Origin of the sequence: Chryseobacterium geocarposphaerae (genome assembly GCF_002797535.1) — a bacterium.
In the GTDB taxonomy this organism is placed as follows: domain Bacteria; phylum Bacteroidota; class Bacteroidia; order Flavobacteriales; family Weeksellaceae; genus Chryseobacterium; species Chryseobacterium geocarposphaerae.
Genome location: NZ_PGFD01000003.1, coordinates 173,697 through 191,608, shown reverse-complemented (window position 1 = coordinate 191,608; position 17,912 = coordinate 173,697). Strand labels below are relative to the sequence as shown.

The following is a 17,912-nucleotide window of genomic DNA, read 5'->3' as shown; positions in this document are numbered from 1 at the left end:
AAAAAGAGACAACTATTTATAGTTGTCTCTTTCAGTGAGCGCGAAAGGATTCGAACCTTTGACCGTCTGCTTAGAAGGCAGATGCTCTATCCAGCTGAGCTACGCACCCTAAAATTTTTGATTGTCGGGGCGGCAGGATTCGAACCTGCGACCTCCTGGTCCCAAACCAGGCGCGATGACCGGACTACGCTACGCCCCGATTGAGGTCATCTTTAACAAGAATTACCTTGTTTTTTGTGGGTGCAAATATAGAATGTTTTTTTGAATTATGAAAATAAAATGCGAAATAATTTTAAATAATATTGTATTACCATTTTATAAAGTATTGGTCAATCTTTTTAATTAAAAATTGATTTTAATCTAAATTTTCCTGAAGCTGTTTTTATAAGTATATTATTACCTTTTTTAAATTTTTAGTTGAAGAAATAAATATTAAACCAGAAAGAACAACAGCGTACATTGAAGCTAAAATCTATTTATCTTTGAAGAACGAAACAAAAGTTTGTATAACACGAGCCTTCTATTGTAAAAATTTTCAAAGATGGTAAAAGCTTCTCCAATTAAAACATATCATTTTATGCCCTATAAATACGGGACAGAATTATTGTTGGATCTTGGACGTATTGAAACATTGAAAAATTATGTACTGGACCGGACCTTACATCAAGTCAGTTTTTACGAAATTGTTTTCATTGAAGAGGGATCGGGAACATTTTCACTGGATGGCAAGGTAATGTCTATAAGTCCCGGAACCATCATTTTTATCAGCCCCGGGCAGGTTCGCCGCTGGGAAATCAAAGAAAAGATAAGAGGCTATACATTGTTCTTTGAAAAAGATTTTCTTCACCTCTTCTTTTCAGATGAGCTGTTTCTGTACCGGTTTCAATACTTTCATCAGTATTCTCATTCCACTGACATAAAGATCGATGAAAGATCATTCGGGAAATGCCTGGAGCTTTTACAGGAAATAGAACGGGAGTTCGGACAAATTCAGAATGACAGCAATCATTTGATCAGGTCTGTACTTTATCAGTTGCTTATCGTTCTCAACCGCTATTATGCAGGGATCTATAACGTTCAGAGGGACACTTACATCCATGCAGATTTCTACAGATTCCGCTCTTTGCTGGAAAAGAAATTTCTAGAAAATCAAACCGTTGAAAGCTATACTAAAATGCTTAATGTAAGTCCCGGATTTCTTAATAAAGTCTGCAGGCAGTTCAGCGGATTAACAGCACAGCAAATGATTCATCACAAACTCATTTCAGAAATAAAAAAAGAGTTGCATCAGAATAAATCTGCAAAAGAGATCTGCTACGACTTCGGATTTTCCGATCCTTCCAACTTTAACCGTTTTTTCAAAAAATTTACCCGTACCACGCCCCAGCAATACCGAAAGAATATATGAATTGACAATTCTGAAGATAAAATGACCATTTTGCAGCATATCAATCTTCCTAATTTTACCAAAAAAAGGAAAATGATAAAATCGGTAACATTAAGTCTTCTATTCTTTATAATGAGCTTGTTTTGCATAAAGGCAGAACAATTATATGTTAATCCCATAACCGGCAATGACATGAATTCAGGGGCAAAGACACAGCCTTTAAGATCCCTTTCAGAAGCCGCAAGACGCATTAATCTAAATAAAGACCAGGGAGAAACAACAATCATCCTTGCAGAAGGTGTGCATATGATCACCAAAACGGTACTGTTTACTAATGATAAATATACTTTTACCAACCGTCTAACCATCCGTGCTGAAGTGATGCCCGATGATGCAGACTGGACACCCAAAAAAATGCCGGTCGTTATGACCATTGTACCTACTGAACCCGGTGTGGGGGGAGAAGAAGCGAAAGGTATACAACCCGAGGTAAGCCACGTTACCATTGCGGGTCTTCGGTTTACAGGCAGCCCAGATTATACGTATCTCGATGCCAATAATTTACGACGTTCATATCCCATCTGGCGCGACGGAAAAAAACTGGACGATCTGCTTGTAACACAATGTTTATTCGCTGGAAATGCAGATGTACTGCCATTACATGTAGGAGTGATCGCCAATGGCTATGGTTTGGTTATTGACCATTGTGTTTTCTTCAACTGTAAAATACCTGTTGTCTTCTGGAAAAATGAAGGAAAGGTCGGCAGTCGCAATGCCATGCAACATTCGTTGGTCTCTGGTGGCTATTTCTGCGGGGTCTGGACTACTCAAGGTACCAATGGCGATGATTTCGATTTTCATCATAACATTATCGCCAACACCAGCACAGTATGGATCAGGGAAAAAGGAAGCACACGCCGGTATAAGGCTTCTGACTGTATTTTTGTGAATTATAATAAACTGGCAGGATACGGAAGCGGGCCGTTGAGTGACAGTAATGCTACTTCTACAGATTTTCTGGAAATGAAAAACGTACAGACCACCGGAACCGTGATCATTGAAAAAGATCAGAGTAAACGAAATTATCTGCAATTGGCGGAAGGTTCACTGGGTTCGAATCTAAATGCCGGACTTTTTAAAAAGTAAGTTGTAATCATAACAGTCATAAACTCTTTATAGTAAGAAGTATGAAAAGATTAATAACAACCTTATTTCTTTTTCTGTTAATCTCAGAAAGTGCATACGGCCAAAAAGTAATTCTAGATGAGAGCAATCTTTTACCTAATAAAGTTTATATGCAAATTGTCAACCTGGAAGGTGAAAAAGTTGTCAGGGTCGTAAAAAACAGTTCGGTGAAAGAAGCGGACGAACCTACATTTGTTAAGATAAAGAACACAAACTTTAAAAATGGCAGTATCGAGGTAGAAGTTCTAAGCCGGCTGCTCCCTACGGCTGCTCCAACCGATCGTGGGTTTATTGGACTGGTATTCAGAATTGATGATGATATGAATTCGAAATTTGAATCCATATATATACGTCCAACGAATGGCAGAGCCGAAGACCAGGTGAGACGCAATCACTCGATTCAATACTTTTCTTACCCAAATTTTAAATATGAACGTCTAAGAAAAGAAAGTCCCGAGAAGTACGAGTCGTATGCCGATATGGGTTTGAATGAATGGATCACCATAAAAATTGAAGTCAAAGATAGCCAGGCAAAACTTTTTTTAAATAAGAACAAATACCCTTCCCTTATCGTGAACGATCTTAAACACGGCCCGGATGAAACGGGTGCCATCGGCTTATTTGTCGATGTTGGTACTGAGGGCTATTTCCGAAATCTGAAAATTATCCCTTCTTCTCCGGAACCGACAGGAAAATAACGTGATAGGTAATCATTAAAGCCGGGAGAACTTTCAATCTTCCTTATCATACAGTCATTAAACCATAAATCAATATCATGAAGTTAAAAAAATATATTGTTGCAATTTTCTATGCATTATCATCAACAGCTGTCGTTTCGGCTCAATATAAGGAGCCGGAGAAAAAGGATAAGATTGAAGCGCTTTATCCGCAGGTTCATTTTGATTCATTACAGGCGAAACAGAAACTTGCCAAAGGTACGGCTACCATCAAAGGGATAGCTTTTACAAAAGCGAAGAGCAAATGGGGGCTCAAAGTGGGACAACGTATATATGCCAACCAGATAAAGGTTACCTTGTTCCCGGTAACACCATATCTGGAGTCTTGGTATACTTTGAGAAAAGAAAAAGAAAGCCTCAGAAAAAGACGTTATGTCTATCTCTCCAAAAATGCCTACAGGTACAGGCTTGAAGCAATTACCAATAGCGACGGAGAATTTACGTTTCCTGACATGAAGCCGGGCAAATATTTTCTGCAAGGTTTTCTCGGCTATACGCACAATGGGACATATAATGAATATACCGGAACCGGGTACAACAACTACGGCGGACAGACAGACTACTATCAACAAAAGAGCTATTCTGTTGACCACGAGGACAGGATAGAAGCATTTGTAGAGGTAAAAGAAGACGGCGAAATCGTTAGAGTTAACCTTCATTAGTTTACAAAAATATCTTACCATGATAACAGATAAAAAAATCACCGGACTGCTGTTCCTTGTACTATTGCTCTTAGGAATTGCGGTATATGCCCAAGTCAGTGATATATTTCAAAAAGCAAAAGACAAAACCACAATAACAAAAGACAAAAAAATTGACAAAAATAACACTTCAGAAGAAGAGAAAGCCGCAGATAAATCAGGGAACCGCACTAGCACCGTAGTGTCTGGTGATTCGCTGATATTCGCAGAAGATTTTTCGGCATTTCAGCCAGGTACCATTGCTACAAGCTTCAAAACCAATGGAGCGGCTACTATTAGAACGGTAGCAGGTCAGAAAGGGAAATGGCTGGATTTAGGGGATAAGGAGATTTACAAATTTTCGAATCCGCTCAACTATCCCCGCCAGTTTACCTTATCTTTTGACATTATCGCAAAAGCAGAACAGGCGAAAGATATTGCGCCATTGTCGCTTGGTTTTGCCAGCGATAACAGTGTCCACCATTATGCTAGCAATATCGGGACTTATGTGCAACTGCACTACTACGATACGAATCAGGTTAATATAGGCAGCAGTACGCCGGAAAAATTTGTAAATAAGATCTTTGATCTTCAGCCATGGGTCAATCGTCCGCTACATATAGTCCTGTCAGTTGACGGCGAGCGAATGGCGGTATATCTCAATGATATAAAGCTAGCTGATGAAGTTCTCTTCAGTCCTGCAGTGGCTAAAAATTTTTATATTACGGCACCGTGGCGATATTCCAATGATTCAGCGGTACTGGTAAGTAATTTCAAAGTTTCAGGAAGGAATAGAACTAAATAGTATCTGCAGTCCAGTAACTTATGGCAATCCATCTTGAGATATTGAGGAATAAAAACGTATATAATGTCAATTAGACGCTAAAAAATATTGGAAAACTTTCTCCGGTATTATGAAAAATGGAAAATTCGACTTTGTCAGAGAATTAATACCAAACACACATGTTATAATAAAAATAAAATATTAATGAAGACTTTTTTCAAATGGTTTAAACGGATAGGATTAGGTTTAACAGCACTGATTATATTGTTACTTATTGCAGGATTTATCTTTGAAAGAGTATCCCGAAATGATGCAGAAAAAATAACGCCAGACGGCAATTTTGCAGAAGTTGACAATCATCAGCTGCATTATTACAAAAAAGGAAGTGGTGGACCGACTGTTGTTTTTGAAACAGCATTCGATCCTGCCGGACATCTGCAGTGGTACCATATTCAACAACAGTTACCGGTTTCTTATACAAGTTTTTCGTATGACAGGTCAGGAATATTATGGAGCGAACGTGGCCAGAATCCAAAATCAGGTGAAAAGATAGCTGAAGAACTGCATCTTCTGCTCGAAAAATCTAACGTACCTAAACCTTATATTCTAGTGGGACATTCATTTGGAGGTACACTTGTCCGATTTTTTGTCAATCAATATCCTCAAGATGTTACGGGCGTAATATTGGTGGATAGTCAATGTCCTGATGATAAAAAATATCTGTCACCGGAACTGTTCAAAATGGTCAATCAGGGGTTGCCAGGTGGTTTTCTAAAATTTGCAAATACTTTTGGGTTGGCAAGATTAATGTTCAAAGGTATGTTTCCCGCTGAAAAACAATATAAATATCAAAATTCCATGATGCCCACTTTACTTTACAAAAGCGCAGACGCAGTTTTGGAAGAACAGGATCATATGAGCTCTATCAAAAAAGATGCAGCAAAAATAAAGTCTTTCGGTACTATACCTCTTTTGATACTGACCGCCTCAGATCCAAAGCGTTATGATTCTTCTATTAAAGATAAAGAATTAAAACTTGAAATGATCAATGCATGGAATAAAATGCAAAAAGATTTTTTACTTCTTTCAACGGACAGCAAACAAATCTTAGTTCCCAATAGTGGTCACTATATCAACCAGGATAATCCAAAAGCCGTTGAAAAAGTAATCAATGATATGGTAGATAAAATATTGCATCAAAAATGAGTTATTATATGTATATGACTCGACGCTAGAATTTTATTGAACCTTTATACATTAGTTAAAATATCAACTTTAATTATCACTTTCACTAAGTCCAAAACGTTATTTAAATTTTTAAAAGTAACGAAATAATTAGAAAATTTTACCGTACTGGTGAACTTGCAACTATATTTTATCCACCTCCTGTGGGTGCAAAGTTCCACACTATGCTGATTCTTCGACGTCTGTCGCTTATCGCTTACATCGAAAAAAACTGAGAAATTTGTTATCCCACTTTTTTGAACAATCGAGGCAATCTTTTTTAAAATCTATTGTCTTTTAAATAAAATAATTTTAAAATATTAAGTCATGAGAAAATTTCAAATCTTTTCTTTAGTGTTTGTATTGCTACTCAACTTTACTTATGCACAAACCACCACTTTTATTTCCGAAGGTACTAATCAACCCCTTTCACAGGTTTCTGTGTTTGGGAAAGACGGAAGCATCGTTGCTTACTCCGATATTGACGGAAAGATAGAACGGAAATTATTAAACCCTTCTCAGGAAAAATATCAGTTGGTGTATGATAATTTTTTATTGGGAACATTTTCTTACACTGAATTGGATAAAGATGTAGTAAAAGTAAAAGATAGAATTAAAGATATTGAACCTGTTGTCATAAAAAATGATAAACCATCAAAATATCTTCTGATAAAGGGAAACTTTAATGCTTATGTTACCGTAAATAATATGCTTAACTGTTATGTAGATGGAATAGTAACTTACGTTTTCGATAACAAAAACAAAAAAGTAAAGGATATAAAGATACAACAGTACCGTATTTTCAGTCTAGAAAATGCAGCTTTTCTAAAGAAGCAGACCGGATCTTGGGATTATAGAATGTTTTTAGATTTACCCAGACTGAAACATGCAGGAAACCTGGAAAAATATGACAATGGTACCTTTAAGATAAAAGAACTGAAAACACCGGTTAAGGACGAAATAGAAGTTAGCGGTGAAGATCTTCAGGAAAAAGAAATGGCTCTTTTGGGTTATAGACTTTTTGATATTCGTACAGTTGCTCATTTCTCTTTCGAAAAAAATTCAAAAAAAGCGCTTCGTGATTTTAATGAATACAATGAAATTAAATTCCTAAAACTAAAACATAAAGCTGAGCCCGACTATAATCAGATTATTTCTTATAAGAACTTTTATCCAACCGAGCTTGAGTTTAGCAATGAGAATGATGTCCCGGGAGTAAATTATAAAAAGGATCAAAGTAATTACACCGAAAAATATTGGGAGGGACAAACATTTCCTAATATGCAAACGGTTTTCAGCTCGTTTTTTAAAGATGATTTAAAAGAAAAATAAAATCCTCTCTAAAAATACGCAGATAACATCGGAAAATTACCTAACAAAAATGCAGCAGAATCTGTACAATGAGCAAAGAAAACTCTTCGCCGCCCCAGACATTGAGCATTGTCAGGACTGGTGCCAAAAGTATATCCTGCATGAGCAGTATATTGAAGATGGTACTGCCAAAACCTGTATTTAAAAGATTGAATTTTTTCAAATACTCAGTGACAACTGCCGTGCTGTTGAAAAAAGAAAAGTATCGTTATCAACGTGATGCTTTAATGTCCTGATGATAAAAATATCTGTCACCGGAACTGCTCAAAATGGTCAATCAGAGGTTGCCAGCTGGCTTTTTAAAATTTGCTAATACTTTTGGGTTGGCAAGATTAATGTTCAAAGGTATGTTTCCTGCTGAAAAACAATATAAATATCAAAATTCCATGATGCCCACTTTGCTTACAAAAGCGCACACGCGGTATTGGAAGAATAGGATCACATGAGCTCTATCAAAAAAGAAGGAGCAAAAATAAAGTCTTTCGGCACTATACCTCTTTTGATACTGACCGCCTCAGATCCAAAGCGTTTTGATTCTTCTATTAAGGATAAAGAATTAAAACTTGGAATGATCAATGCTTGGGATAAAATGCAAAAAGATTTTTTACTTCTTTCAACGGACAGTAACTAATCTTAGGTCCCAATAGTGGTCACTACATCAATCACGATAATCCAAAGGTCGTTGAAAATGCAATCAATGATATGCTAGATAAAATATGGCGCCAAAAATGAGTTACGATTTGTATATGATTCGATGCTGGAATTTTATTGAACACTTTATACATTAGCTAAAATATCAACTTTAATTATCACTTTCACTAAGTCCAAAACGTTATTTAAATTTTTAAAAGTAACTTTATGATTAAAAATAAATACATTATGATACTGTTTTTAATGTTCATTCAATTATTGTTTGGACAGGAAGTTTCAATCTTTCAGGATAGTATTTCAGCTAATTTCAATGAAATAAAAATTGCGGCAGACAAACATAAACAACTATGGGGGAAAGATTTATATGGACCGATATTATTTGTCAATCCTGATACGAGGCAAATAGTTGCAAACTTTTCCGGCAGCACAGGTATGCTCAAGCAAAACGGCAATATTTATTCCGGAATTTTACCTTTCGAAATTAATATTGCAAATACAGCTGTCAATTGGGATGGCAGACATTGGGCTATGATTATGCTTCCATTGCCAGTCAATAAACAGGACAGAATAAATTTGCTTGCCCACGAATTGTTTCACGTAAGTCAACCATTGTTAGGGTTTCAACTATTTAACGTTGAAAACAATCACCTTGATCAAAAGAATGGTAGAATTTATTTACGTTTGGAACTTGAAGCGTTAAAGAAGGCTTTACAAACACATAATAAAATTGAACGAAAAACGCATCTTACCAATGCCTTAACTTTTAGAAAATACAGATATTTACTTTATCCCGGAGCAGACATTACTGAAAACTTATTGGAATTAAATGAAGGAATTGCTGAATATACAGGTTCAATAATTAGCGGAAGAGATAGAATGCAATTATCCGAACATTTTATTAAAAACATAAACTCTTTTCTACGCAATCCTACATTTGTCCGGTCATTTGCTTATCAAACAATTCCTATCTACGGTTACTTACTTGATGATACAAAAAAAGGTTGGAACAGAGAAATAACAATCAAGACAAATCTGACGGACTATTTCATAAAAGCATTTGATATAACAATATCCAATGATTTAAGGAAAACAACTGCCTTACTTTTAAATCAATACAACGGAAAAGCAATTATTTCGGAAGAAGAAGCGAGAGAAAAAGAAACACAAAAAATGATTGCGGAATATAAAAGTAAATTTATTACGCAACCGCATTTTGAACTCGTATTTGAGAAAATGAATGTATCTTTTGATCCAAGAAATATTATACCTATTGAAGACAAGGGAACAGTCTATCCAAATATTAGAGTCACTGATAAATGGGGAATACTTACCGTAGAGAATGGGGCATTAATGAGCTCTAAATGGGACCGCATTTTAGTCACCACTCCTTTGAAAACGGAGAATAAGATTATAAGCGGAGAGGGTTGGGTACTAGAACTTAATGATGGGTATTCTGTAATAAAAGATGACGTAACAGGTAATTATAAACTGACAAAAAACCAGAAAAAAAGATAGTATAACCCTAAGGAGATTTCGAATTTGCGAAAAAGTCCTATAGGAAATATATTGAGGCTCTCTAGACGATTCCAAGCCGGTAGTTCGATAGATGGGGAAATAATTACAGATTACGGAGTAAAAAATACTTATATAAATTTAGGAACAGGATATGGATTTGGTACAACTACTTCTAATACTATTAATATCAATAAATGGTTGAAAAGAAATATTTATCGTAGTCCGCAATTTTATTAAATAAATTATATGAAATTATATATTATATTACTACTAACGTTAATAGCATGCTCTAAGGAAGATCATCATAGTAAATATCTTCAAAGAATGGCTGATGAAGAATGCTTTTTAGTTGTAAATGTTCCTCCTCGTGATAACTCTGTCTGGTTTGTAGTTAAGGGGTACGATCCAATTACGCATGAATCTAAGGTTTGTAAAACTCATAATAGGTGGTGGAATTTATTTGCTAATGAAATGGAATTTGGGGATACATTAGTTAAGAAAAAGGGCGAATTAATTTTTGAAATTCGTAAAAAAGATACTATTATTTATCATGATCGCAGGACAATAGCCGAAAAACTATAATGTCAATAGGAAATGTTTTTATTTAATGTTCATAAAAAGCTGCATTCTATTAATTGATAAATTACAAAAGTATTATTGTATGCTTGACTCATGCTTTAAAAACTTATGACAAATTGAAGATGTTTTTATTAAATCTTATGTATGAAAGAAATAATATTTTTCCATTTATAAATATGACTTTTGATAGAAATACAAAAAGATAATTTAGGATATCGGCTTACTTTACAAGAAGCCGATATTTATTTGAAAGATAATTTCCTTAGTAAGAAATGTGATTCTTAATCTTAACTCAAAATTTAAGGAGAGTATATGCTATTTAAAAAAATATCTAATTTCCTTAAATTATAACTTTTGATAAAAAAGAGCAAACAATTAATGTTTTTTATTATAAACTAAATATTAAATAAGAGTTATGTATTATGTATTATGTATTATGTATTATGTATTTTGAATAATTTGTAAGAGGCAGCAAGAATAAAATAACACATAAAACAAAAAGCCTCACAATAAGAATTGTGAGGCTTTTTGTGAGCGCGAAAGGATTCGAACCTTTGACCGTCTGCTTAGAAGGCAGATGCTCTATCCAGCTGAGCTACGCACCCATTATAATTTTGAAAAAATTATGAAAACTGTCGGGGCGGCAGGATTCGAACCTGCGACCTCCTGGTCCCAAACCAGGCGCGATGACCGGACTACGCTACGCCCCGAAAGATATATAGAAAAGCGGAGGGTAAGGGATTCGAACCCTTGCGACACTTTCGCGTCGACAGTTTAGCAAACTGCTCCGTTAACCACTCCGGCAACCCTCCTGTTTATCTTATTTTTTGATGATCGTTGTTCTGTTATTGCGAGTGCAAATATAGAATAGATTTCTTTATTTACCAAATATTTTTCAAGAAAAATTTGTGTATTTTTACGCTAATAAACGATTAAAAAAGCAAACAAATGCGTAAAACATTATATATCATCGGCTTAAGTTTTTTTGTTTTTTCCTGTACTTCACAGAAAAATGTCAAGCAAAATGCTTCGCGTACCAATAAGCAGGTAGTACAGCCAAAAACTCCGGTAGCAAAGACTCCTAGCGAGAAGCCAAAACCTCAGATTACGCACGAAGGAGGAGTCGATTTTTTCACAACCAATATTGCAGATGCCACTAAAAATAACAATACAGTAAGTTACGGTTCAATTGTATCGGCAAAACCTGCCGGATATAAAGTGGTAAAAACATATTTTCCTGCAGTAGGACAGAATTTCAGACAGCGCTATTTGATTCTTCACTATACCGCTTTACCGGATGATAAGTCGGTTGCTGTTCTTACACAGCAGGAAGTAAGTGCACATTATCTTGTCAATAATACCGGAGATAATGAGATTTACCAACTGGTAGACGAAAACAAACGTGCCTATCATGCAGGAGTGAGCTCTTGGAGAAGTGACAAAAATTTGAATGACACTTCCATAGGCATAGAAATTGTAAATGCAGGATTCAGAACAGATTCTGCAAAGACCAGAGTGTTTGCAGCTTTCAGTGATGACCAGATAAAAAAAGTGGCCGCATTGGCTAAAGATATTATTACAAGATATCAGATTCCTGCTACCAATGTATTGGCGCACTCTGACATTGCAGCTACCAGAAAACAAGATCCAGGCCCTCTTTTTCCTTGGAAAAAATTATATGATGAATACCAGATCGGGATGTGGTATGATGAAGCGGCTAAACAGACTTTCCTTACACAGGCGCAGACAGATTTTACAACAAGATATAGCGAGCCTGCTTTTATTTTTATGATTCAGACTGCCTTGCAGAAATTCGGTTATGGTCTTGAACTTACCGGAGCCTGGGATGATAGTACCAAAAAAACAATTGAAGCTTTCCAGTACCATTTCAGACCTGAGAAATACGACGGGATTATGGATGCCGAAACATGGGCAATTTTACAGGCATTAAATCAAAAATATCCGATAAAATAAGTAATTTTGAAGTGCATCTTGATGATGCATTTTTTTGAATCAATACATTAGGTTTTTAAATACTATTTTAATGGAAAATTACAGAAAGGAAAGCGATCTTTTAGGTGAATTAAATGTGCCTGTAAACGCTTACTATGGTGTACAAACCCAGAGAGCAATAGAGAACTTTAAGATTTCCGGGCAGCTCCTGTCTTCATACCCAGAATTTATAAAAGGACTTGCTTTTGTAAAAAAAGCGGCTGCCAAAACCAATTATGAATTAGGGCTTCTTGATGAAAATCTGTATTTCAAAATTGCTGAAACCTGTGATGAACTGATTAACGGAGAATTACACGAGCAGTTTCCGGTAGATATGATTCAGGGAGGAGCAGGAACTTCAATCAATATGAATGCGAATGAAGTGATTGCGAACAGAGTATTGGAAAAGCTTGGAAAAAACAAGGGAGAATATGAATTCTGTTCTCCCAATGACCATATTAACCTTTCGCAGTCTACCAACGATGCCTATCCTACGGCAATCAAAATGGGACTGTTACAGATGAACGATACCTTGGTAAGCAAGCTTATCAAAATTGTGGATGCTTTCCGTGAGAAAGGAAAAGAATTCCAGGACGTAATCAAAATGGGGCGTACTCAGCTTCAGGATGCGGTTCCTATGACACTGGGACAAGAATTTGAAGCCTTTGCTGCTACTTTGGAAGAAGATATTTCCAAGCTGAATAACAATGCAAACCTTTTTGTTGAAGTAAATATGGGAGCAACGGCTATCGGAACAGGAATTAATGCTCCTTTAGGATATGCGGTGCTTTGCGCTAAGAATCTGGCTGAAATTACAGGCTATCCTATCGTTTCTGCGCCCGATCTGGTGGAAGCAACTCCGGATACAGGTTCTTATGTAATTTATTCATCTGCAATGAAACGTCTTGCCGTGAAATTATCAAAAATATGTAACGATTTAAGATTGCTGTCTTCAGGGCCAAGAGCCGGACTTTCTGAAATCAACCTGCCTCCAATGCAGCCGGGATCATCCATCATGCCTGGAAAAGTAAACCCTGTAATTCCTGAAGTGGTAAACCAGGTTTGCTTTAAAATTTTTGGAAACGACCTTACCGTGACTTTTGCAGCCGAAGCCGGACAATTACAGCTGAATGTCATGGAGCCGGTGCTTTCCCATGCAATCATGGAAAATATTCACTTCCTGAGCAATGCATTAGATACCCTTCGTGAAAAATGTATTACAGGGATCACAGCGAATAAGGAAGTTTGTTTAAATATGGTAAAACACAGTATAGGTATTGTAACCGCACTTAATCCTTATATCGGATACAAACAGTCTACCCAGATTGCCAAAGAAGCATTGGAAACAGGAAAAAGCGTATATAATTTAGTATTGGAAAAAGGTTTGCTTTCCCAGGAAAAACTGGATGAAATCCTTGATCCGAAAAATATGCTGAAACCCCACAACAAGTAATATAATTGATGAGTGATAAATGTTAGTAGACACTTATATCATTTATCACTTATCATCCATCATTTATAAAAATATCTTTTGAAATTTTTAATCATCATTCCTGCGCATAACGAAGAAGCGCATTTGTCATTTACATTGGAATCTTTACAGCAACAGAGTTTTAAAGATTTTAAAGTAGTGATCGTTAACGATGGCTCTACAGATACGACGCCTGAAGTAATCAAACGCTTTACGGATACAGACTCACGTTTCGAAACCATTAATCTTCAGAAATCTGCTCATCAACCCGGTTCAAAAGTTGTCGCAGCTTTTAAAAATGGGTTAAATACTCAAAACCCTGAAGAATTTGAGGTGATCTGTAAATTTGATGCAGATATTATTATTCCTGAAAACTATCTTCAAATTATAAACGAAGCCTTTCTGAATAACCCAAAATATGGTTTGGTGGGAGGATTGCTATATGTAGAGAAAAACGGAGAATGGGTATATGAAGGCAATTCCAACAAAAACCACGTTCGCGGACCAATGAAAGCTTACAGAAAAGAATGCTTTGACGCAATGGGCGGATTGAGGGAAACGTTGGGCTGGGATAATATTGATGCTATTTTGCTTGAAAGTTTAGGCTGGAAAGAAGTGGTTTTGCCGGAGCTACACGTGAAATTATTAAAAATAAAAGGAAGTGATTACACCATAAAACCGGCAGATTATTACGGAAGATACTTTTATTTCTTAGGGTTGAACAGGTTTTTAGCATATATCGCCTCGTCAAAAGAAGCGATGAAAAATAAATCCTTATCATTCTTCATACAAATCGTTAAAGCTTATGAAAGCTGCCGTTCTCAGCGATTAGAACTTAAAATTTCAAAAGACGAACAAAAAGTAATTAACGATAAGCGTTGGAATGCCTTAAAAAAGAAATGGTTGAAAATTTGAAAAAGATCGCCTACATAGAAATTGATACTCATGCTGAAATTGCACAGAATTTTCTGGAGCTGATGCGGGATTCTGAAAACTTTGCGGTAGATTATTATTTTTCTGAAAAAATAAAAAAACAAATTCAGGCAGGTGAGGAAAACGTTTTTCTTTCAGACAGTTCGATGATTGCTGAACAGCTGAAAACTAAAAAATATGACCTGATTGTTGTTGGAACTGTTCATCGGTATTTCAACACTTTTCAAACAATTGCTCAGAAATACAACACCGCTTTTATTGTTCATAATATCAATTTTACCGGTCTTTCAAAATTCATTCTGTTCAAAAATATTTTTAAGGAAGATCTTGTTTACAGATTGAAATTATGGTGGAAAGAAGGGCTATTCAGTGTTTCTGCAGCGTATAAGAAGGCAAAAACATTATTGGTGCTGGATGAAGCACTCCGCTCTGAAAAATATCAATTCTTACCACTTTTTTATACAAAAGATTTTGAAAAACCATCAGATCCAAAATTAGTGATCGTTATTCCTGGAGGTGTTTCCCAAAAAAGAAGGGATTATAAAAGAATTTTTGCTAAAATAAAAGAAATAGAGAAAGGTTTTAAAGAGGGTAAGGTTAAAGATAAACTAATTGAATTTGTCTTTTTGGGAAAAGCAAAAGGATCTGAACTAAAAGAAATTACGGATTTAGAACGATCTCTTGAATTTATTACTATTCAGTATTTTCCGGACCGCCTTTCTTCAGAAGATTTTGAAAAATGGATGCATGAAGCCGATGTTTTATGGTGTCCGATCCAACAGGAAACAGAATTTTTCAGTCATAAAGAACTCTATGGAATAACCAAAATGACAGGAAATCTGGGTGATGCTATCAAGTTTGGGAAATGGGCTGTTTTTCCGCGTAATTATCCTTCAAAATCAGATTTTATTATTCCCGAAGAGGAAAATGTTATTGAACAGTTTGAGGCGCTTAAAAACACATCGTATGACTTTCAGAAAAAATATAACAGGAAATCTATCCAGGAAAATCTTGAGAATACTTTAATGAGTCTGATTTCTATTTAAACTTAAAAATACTTTTGATGAAGTTTTTGTTCAGGTAATCTTCGATCGGGAAAACTTTTGTGAAATAATTTCCGATAAAAATCAATATCAGAACCACTGCCGGTTTGTATATCAGATTGATGAAATTGTTGTCAAAATTTGGTAAAACAATGGCTACAGTAATGGCTAAAGTACAGATAATGGAAACAAAGATCATTTCTATAGTTAAAGGCGAAACCTTGAAGACTACATAATTGAAAATGATTTTCACAACATTGTAAGTCGTTAAGGAAATCGCTGTAGATAAAGCAATTCCGACAAGTTTCAGCTCTGTGTTTTTGATGAAATAGAAATTAAGACCAATCGTTAAGCCCGCCAATAAAAGCATCACCAGAATATTGAAGCGGTAATATTTTGAAAGGGAAATGATGTTCCCGTTGAATCCTGTTGCCAAATCGATTAAAACAGCAGAACCCCAGATCCAGATCACCGGTTCATATAGTCTTAGCATGACCCCGTTTTTAGGCATAAACTGAGTGAGATACGGAAAACCTACCATAATGCATGAAAACAGTACAGCTCCCAAAAAATATAGGGTAAGAGAAGTTTTTTTGTGGAATCTGTCGAGGCCTTCCATATCACCATCCGCAAGATGCTGACTGATAATGGGCGCAGAGATATTGAATAATCCAAGCTGCGGAATCGAGATCAGGGAGATCAAAGCATACAGGACGGAGTAGATCCCGTTTTCTTCCATTCCCATAAATTCACCGATCATAAAGCTGTTGATGGCAAGATAATTCCCGAAAGTTCCTAAAAACCCGAAGAAACTGTAGTTCAGAAATTCTTTCCAGAAACCGTCTTTTTTAAAATAATCGGTGCTTATATCAAAATTGATCTTCTGAAGCTTATTCGTGTAATAAATATATCCGAAAAGCATAAGGGCAAAAATCCCAAAGAAAAACGCCAGTGCAATATTCTGGGAAAAAGAAAAATAAAAGAAAAGGCAAAAAGCTCCCAGATTGGCAATTTTAGGAAAAAGATTGTCAAAAATATTGGAAACTACAATTCTTTTAAAGTTGGAGATATATTTATTGAAAATCGCACAAAGCGACAACACTAAAATTAAGGGTAAGATAATTTCTTTGATTTTCCAGGCCTCCGAATGCAAGAATTTCGGATAGAAATAGGGAAGAGCGAAAAATACAATACAAAAGATGAGGAAATTAATAAGAATGCTCACCAATGACAGGGAAAGCATATTCTGGGTTTTTCCGTCTTTTTGCAAAGAATAAAAAAATTTTACATTCGCATAAGAAATTCCGAAAACAACAAAAGGTACAAGCATTTCTGCAGTCTGCATGCTGTAACGGAGTTTTCCGTAAAATTCAAAATCATTTGGAAAAATAAAAAGTGCCGAAACCGTCCCCAGTAAAAAACCAATATACCCGATAATGGAATATTTGAAGCCCTGCCTTGCTACTAAACTCATAGGTTTCTTATTGGATTTTAGGGGTGAAAATAATGTTATTGATGTATTCGGTCTTGTTTTTTTCGTTGGAGCTGTTTTTCAGCAAAACTTCCTCAGTCAGTTCCTCCAGCTCAAAGTTTTTTCTGTTCAGGTATTTTACATCAAATCCCCATGAAGCTACTTCAGCAATTTCATTCCAGATAGGAGTGTTGTGATGTCTTTGTTCCATCTCCACCATCAAAGTTGGCTTAAACTTCTCTATCGTTCCCCTGGCTCCGTTCAGGGTTTTCATTTCATTGCCCTCAACATCTATTTTGATAAAGTCAAGCTTGGTGATGGCCTCTTTTTTTGCCCAGTCATCCAGTTTGATGACTTCTACTTTTTCGGTGTAGCTTTTTTCTTCGCCTTTTTCTTTATAGGAAGTATTCAGCGTTCCGCGGGAAGCAATCATTTTACCGTTAATGATCGGAACCTTAAATTCAGCTGTTGTATTTTCGTCAGAAAGCGCCACAGAATGAATGTGCATCAACGGAAATAATCTTTTTAATCTGCTATTAAGCTTTTTATTGGGCTCAAAACCGTAAATGTTCTGGGGCTTAAGTTTATCTTCCAGGTGGTACAAAAAAGTTCCTACATTAGCTCCGATATCAAAAATCACAGAATGGTCCTGAAGATATTCTTTAATCCAAACCAGTTCAGGCTCTACATTGCGTGTAGAAAAGTTTTCTTTGGTAAGCTTGTATAAGCTTTTAAAGTATCTTCTTTTGTAAAAACTCGGACTGATATATTGAAGATTTTCTGCAATCCTTTGATATAAAGACATTGGTGTAGATTTAGACGGGATGCAAAGATACACAAAAATGTTAAATTCCTGTTAAAAATTTCAAAATGTATTTAATTGATTATC

General features: G+C 35.8%; 17 protein-coding genes and 5 tRNA genes. 15 read left to right on the top strand and 7 right to left on the bottom strand.

The features are described 5' to 3' along the window. Window positions 1-35: 35 nt before the first annotated feature. Window positions 36-109 (bottom strand) — tRNA-Arg (locus tag CLV73_RS16870). Between the two features lie 15 nt (window positions 110-124). Next, window positions 125-199 (bottom strand) — tRNA-Pro (locus tag CLV73_RS16865). Between the two features lie 378 nt (window positions 200-577). Between CLV73_RS16865 and CLV73_RS16860 the strand changes: the two genes are divergently transcribed. The 11 genes from CLV73_RS16860 to CLV73_RS16815 all read left to right on the top strand — a co-directional run bounded on the left by CLV73_RS16860 (window position 578) and on the right by CLV73_RS16815 (window position 10,116). Next, complete coding sequence (locus tag CLV73_RS16860; RefSeq protein ID WP_228424424.1) at window positions 578-1,408, top strand: helix-turn-helix domain-containing protein; 831 nt, start codon at window positions 578-580, stop codon at window positions 1,406-1,408. A 72-nt stretch (window positions 1,409-1,480) separates the two neighbouring features. Beyond that, window positions 1,481-2,533, top strand: a complete 1,053-nt coding sequence (locus tag CLV73_RS16855) for a hypothetical protein (protein WP_228424422.1) — start codon at window positions 1,481-1,483, stop codon at window positions 2,531-2,533. 41 nt (window positions 2,534-2,574) lie between these two features. Continuing rightward, complete coding sequence (locus CLV73_RS16850; protein ID WP_185116787.1) at window positions 2,575-3,270, top strand: family 16 glycoside hydrolase; 696 nt, start codon at window positions 2,575-2,577, stop codon at window positions 3,268-3,270. Between the two features lie 77 nt (window positions 3,271-3,347). After that, window positions 3,348-3,971, top strand: a complete 624-nt coding sequence (locus tag CLV73_RS16845; protein WP_100378049.1) for a carboxypeptidase-like regulatory domain-containing protein — start codon at window positions 3,348-3,350, stop codon at window positions 3,969-3,971. A 19-nt stretch (window positions 3,972-3,990) separates the two neighbouring features. After that, on the top strand, window positions 3,991-4,794 hold the full coding sequence (locus tag CLV73_RS16840) for a hypothetical protein (protein WP_100378048.1): 804 nt from the start codon (window positions 3,991-3,993) through the stop codon (window positions 4,792-4,794). Window positions 4,795-4,977: 183 nt separating this feature from the next. After that, on the top strand, window positions 4,978-5,979 hold the full coding sequence (locus tag CLV73_RS16835; protein WP_100378047.1) for an alpha/beta fold hydrolase: 1,002 nt from the start codon (window positions 4,978-4,980) through the stop codon (window positions 5,977-5,979). 345 nt (window positions 5,980-6,324) lie between these two features. Beyond that, entirely contained in the window at window positions 6,325-7,329 is a 1,005-nt protein-coding gene (locus tag CLV73_RS16830; protein ID WP_100378046.1) for a hypothetical protein, read from the top strand. A 49-nt stretch (window positions 7,330-7,378) separates the two neighbouring features. Next, entirely contained in the window at window positions 7,379-7,513 is a 135-nt protein-coding gene (locus tag CLV73_RS19180) for a hypothetical protein (protein WP_262496340.1), read from the top strand. Between the two features lie 297 nt (window positions 7,514-7,810). Beyond that, window positions 7,811-7,999 (top strand): hypothetical protein, encoded by a 189-nt coding sequence (locus CLV73_RS16825; RefSeq protein ID WP_100378045.1) that lies wholly within the window; start codon window positions 7,811-7,813, stop codon window positions 7,997-7,999. A 227-nt stretch (window positions 8,000-8,226) separates the two neighbouring features. Continuing rightward, window positions 8,227-9,534, top strand: a complete 1,308-nt coding sequence (locus tag CLV73_RS16820; RefSeq protein ID WP_228424420.1) for a hypothetical protein — start codon at window positions 8,227-8,229, stop codon at window positions 9,532-9,534. A gap of 246 nt (window positions 9,535-9,780) precedes the next feature. Continuing rightward, window positions 9,781-10,116 (top strand): hypothetical protein, encoded by a 336-nt coding sequence (locus tag CLV73_RS16815; protein ID WP_100378044.1) that lies wholly within the window; start codon window positions 9,781-9,783, stop codon window positions 10,114-10,116. A 528-nt stretch (window positions 10,117-10,644) separates the two neighbouring features. Here CLV73_RS16815 and CLV73_RS16810 read toward each other — a convergent pair. From CLV73_RS16810 to CLV73_RS16800, 3 genes are all read right to left on the bottom strand, one after another. Further along, a tRNA-Arg gene (locus tag CLV73_RS16810) sits at window positions 10,645-10,718 on the bottom strand. A 30-nt stretch (window positions 10,719-10,748) separates the two neighbouring features. Then, a tRNA-Pro gene (locus CLV73_RS16805) sits at window positions 10,749-10,823 on the bottom strand. A 17-nt stretch (window positions 10,824-10,840) separates the two neighbouring features. Continuing rightward, window positions 10,841-10,925: transfer RNA gene (locus CLV73_RS16800), tRNA-Ser, on the bottom strand. 136 nt (window positions 10,926-11,061) lie between these two features. On the opposite strand from CLV73_RS16800, the gene CLV73_RS16795 reads away from it, so the two are divergent. From CLV73_RS16795 to CLV73_RS16780, 4 genes are all read left to right on the top strand, one after another. Continuing rightward, window positions 11,062-12,087: an N-acetylmuramoyl-L-alanine amidase gene (locus CLV73_RS16795; protein ID WP_100378043.1), complete on the top strand. Its 1,026-nt coding sequence runs from the start codon at window positions 11,062-11,064 to the stop codon at window positions 12,085-12,087. A gap of 70 nt (window positions 12,088-12,157) precedes the next feature. Next, entirely contained in the window at window positions 12,158-13,558 is a 1,401-nt protein-coding gene (aspA, locus tag CLV73_RS16790; protein ID WP_100378042.1) for an aspartate ammonia-lyase, read from the top strand. Window positions 13,559-13,636: 78 nt separating this feature from the next. Beyond that, window positions 13,637-14,491 carry a glycosyltransferase gene (locus tag CLV73_RS16785; protein ID WP_100378041.1) on the top strand — a complete coding sequence of 285 codons (855 nt, stop codon included), beginning with the start codon at window positions 13,637-13,639 and terminating at the stop codon, window positions 14,489-14,491. Next, the gene (locus CLV73_RS16780; protein ID WP_228424418.1) at window positions 14,476-15,555 is read left to right on the top strand and encodes a hypothetical protein; all 1,080 of its coding nucleotides are present in this window, start codon (window positions 14,476-14,478) and stop codon (window positions 15,553-15,555) included. Before CLV73_RS16785 ends, CLV73_RS16780 begins: the two co-directional genes overlap by 16 nt. Here CLV73_RS16780 and CLV73_RS16775 read toward each other — a convergent pair. Further along, the gene (locus tag CLV73_RS16775; protein ID WP_100378040.1) at window positions 15,548-17,026 is read right to left on the bottom strand and encodes a lipopolysaccharide biosynthesis protein; all 1,479 of its coding nucleotides are present in this window, start codon (window positions 17,024-17,026) and stop codon (window positions 15,548-15,550) included. The genes CLV73_RS16780 and CLV73_RS16775 overlap by 8 nt on opposite strands. Before the next feature lie 7 nt (window positions 17,027-17,033). After that, the gene (locus CLV73_RS16770; RefSeq protein WP_100378039.1) at window positions 17,034-17,828 is read right to left on the bottom strand and encodes an FkbM family methyltransferase; all 795 of its coding nucleotides are present in this window, start codon (window positions 17,826-17,828) and stop codon (window positions 17,034-17,036) included. Window positions 17,829-17,912: the final 84 nt, after the last annotated feature.

Coding starts and splice junctions, on each gene's coding strand:
- CLV73_RS16845 (WP_100378049.1), top strand. CDS start 3,348: ATGAAGTTAAAAAAATATATTGTTGCAATTTTCTATGCATTATCATCA.
- CLV73_RS16795 (WP_100378043.1), top strand. CDS start 11,062: ATGCGTAAAACATTATATATCATCGGCTTAAGTTTTTTTGTTTTTTCC.
- aspA (WP_100378042.1), top strand. CDS start 12,158: ATGGAAAATTACAGAAAGGAAAGCGATCTTTTAGGTGAATTAAATGTG.
- CLV73_RS16820 (WP_228424420.1), top strand. CDS start 8,227: ATGATTAAAAATAAATACATTATGATACTGTTTTTAATGTTCATTCAA.
- CLV73_RS16780 (WP_228424418.1), top strand. CDS start 14,476: ATGGTTGAAAATTTGAAAAAGATCGCCTACATAGAAATTGATACTCAT.
- CLV73_RS16840 (WP_100378048.1), top strand. CDS start 3,991: ATGATAACAGATAAAAAAATCACCGGACTGCTGTTCCTTGTACTATTG.
- CLV73_RS19180 (WP_262496340.1), top strand. CDS start 7,379: ATGCAGCAGAATCTGTACAATGAGCAAAGAAAACTCTTCGCCGCCCCA.
- CLV73_RS16770 (WP_100378039.1), bottom strand. CDS start 17,828: ATGTCTTTATATCAAAGGATTGCAGAAAATCTTCAATATATCAGTCCG.
- CLV73_RS16850 (WP_185116787.1), top strand. CDS start 2,575: ATGAAAAGATTAATAACAACCTTATTTCTTTTTCTGTTAATCTCAGAA.
- CLV73_RS16825 (WP_100378045.1), top strand. CDS start 7,811: ATGAGCTCTATCAAAAAAGAAGGAGCAAAAATAAAGTCTTTCGGCACT.
- CLV73_RS16860 (WP_228424424.1), top strand. CDS start 578: ATGCCCTATAAATACGGGACAGAATTATTGTTGGATCTTGGACGTATT.
- CLV73_RS16855 (WP_228424422.1), top strand. CDS start 1,481: ATGATAAAATCGGTAACATTAAGTCTTCTATTCTTTATAATGAGCTTG.
- CLV73_RS16830 (WP_100378046.1), top strand. CDS start 6,325: ATGAGAAAATTTCAAATCTTTTCTTTAGTGTTTGTATTGCTACTCAAC.
- CLV73_RS16835 (WP_100378047.1), top strand. CDS start 4,978: ATGAAGACTTTTTTCAAATGGTTTAAACGGATAGGATTAGGTTTAACA.
- CLV73_RS16815 (WP_100378044.1), top strand. CDS start 9,781: ATGAAATTATATATTATATTACTACTAACGTTAATAGCATGCTCTAAG.
- CLV73_RS16775 (WP_100378040.1), bottom strand. CDS start 17,026: ATGAGTTTAGTAGCAAGGCAGGGCTTCAAATATTCCATTATCGGGTAT.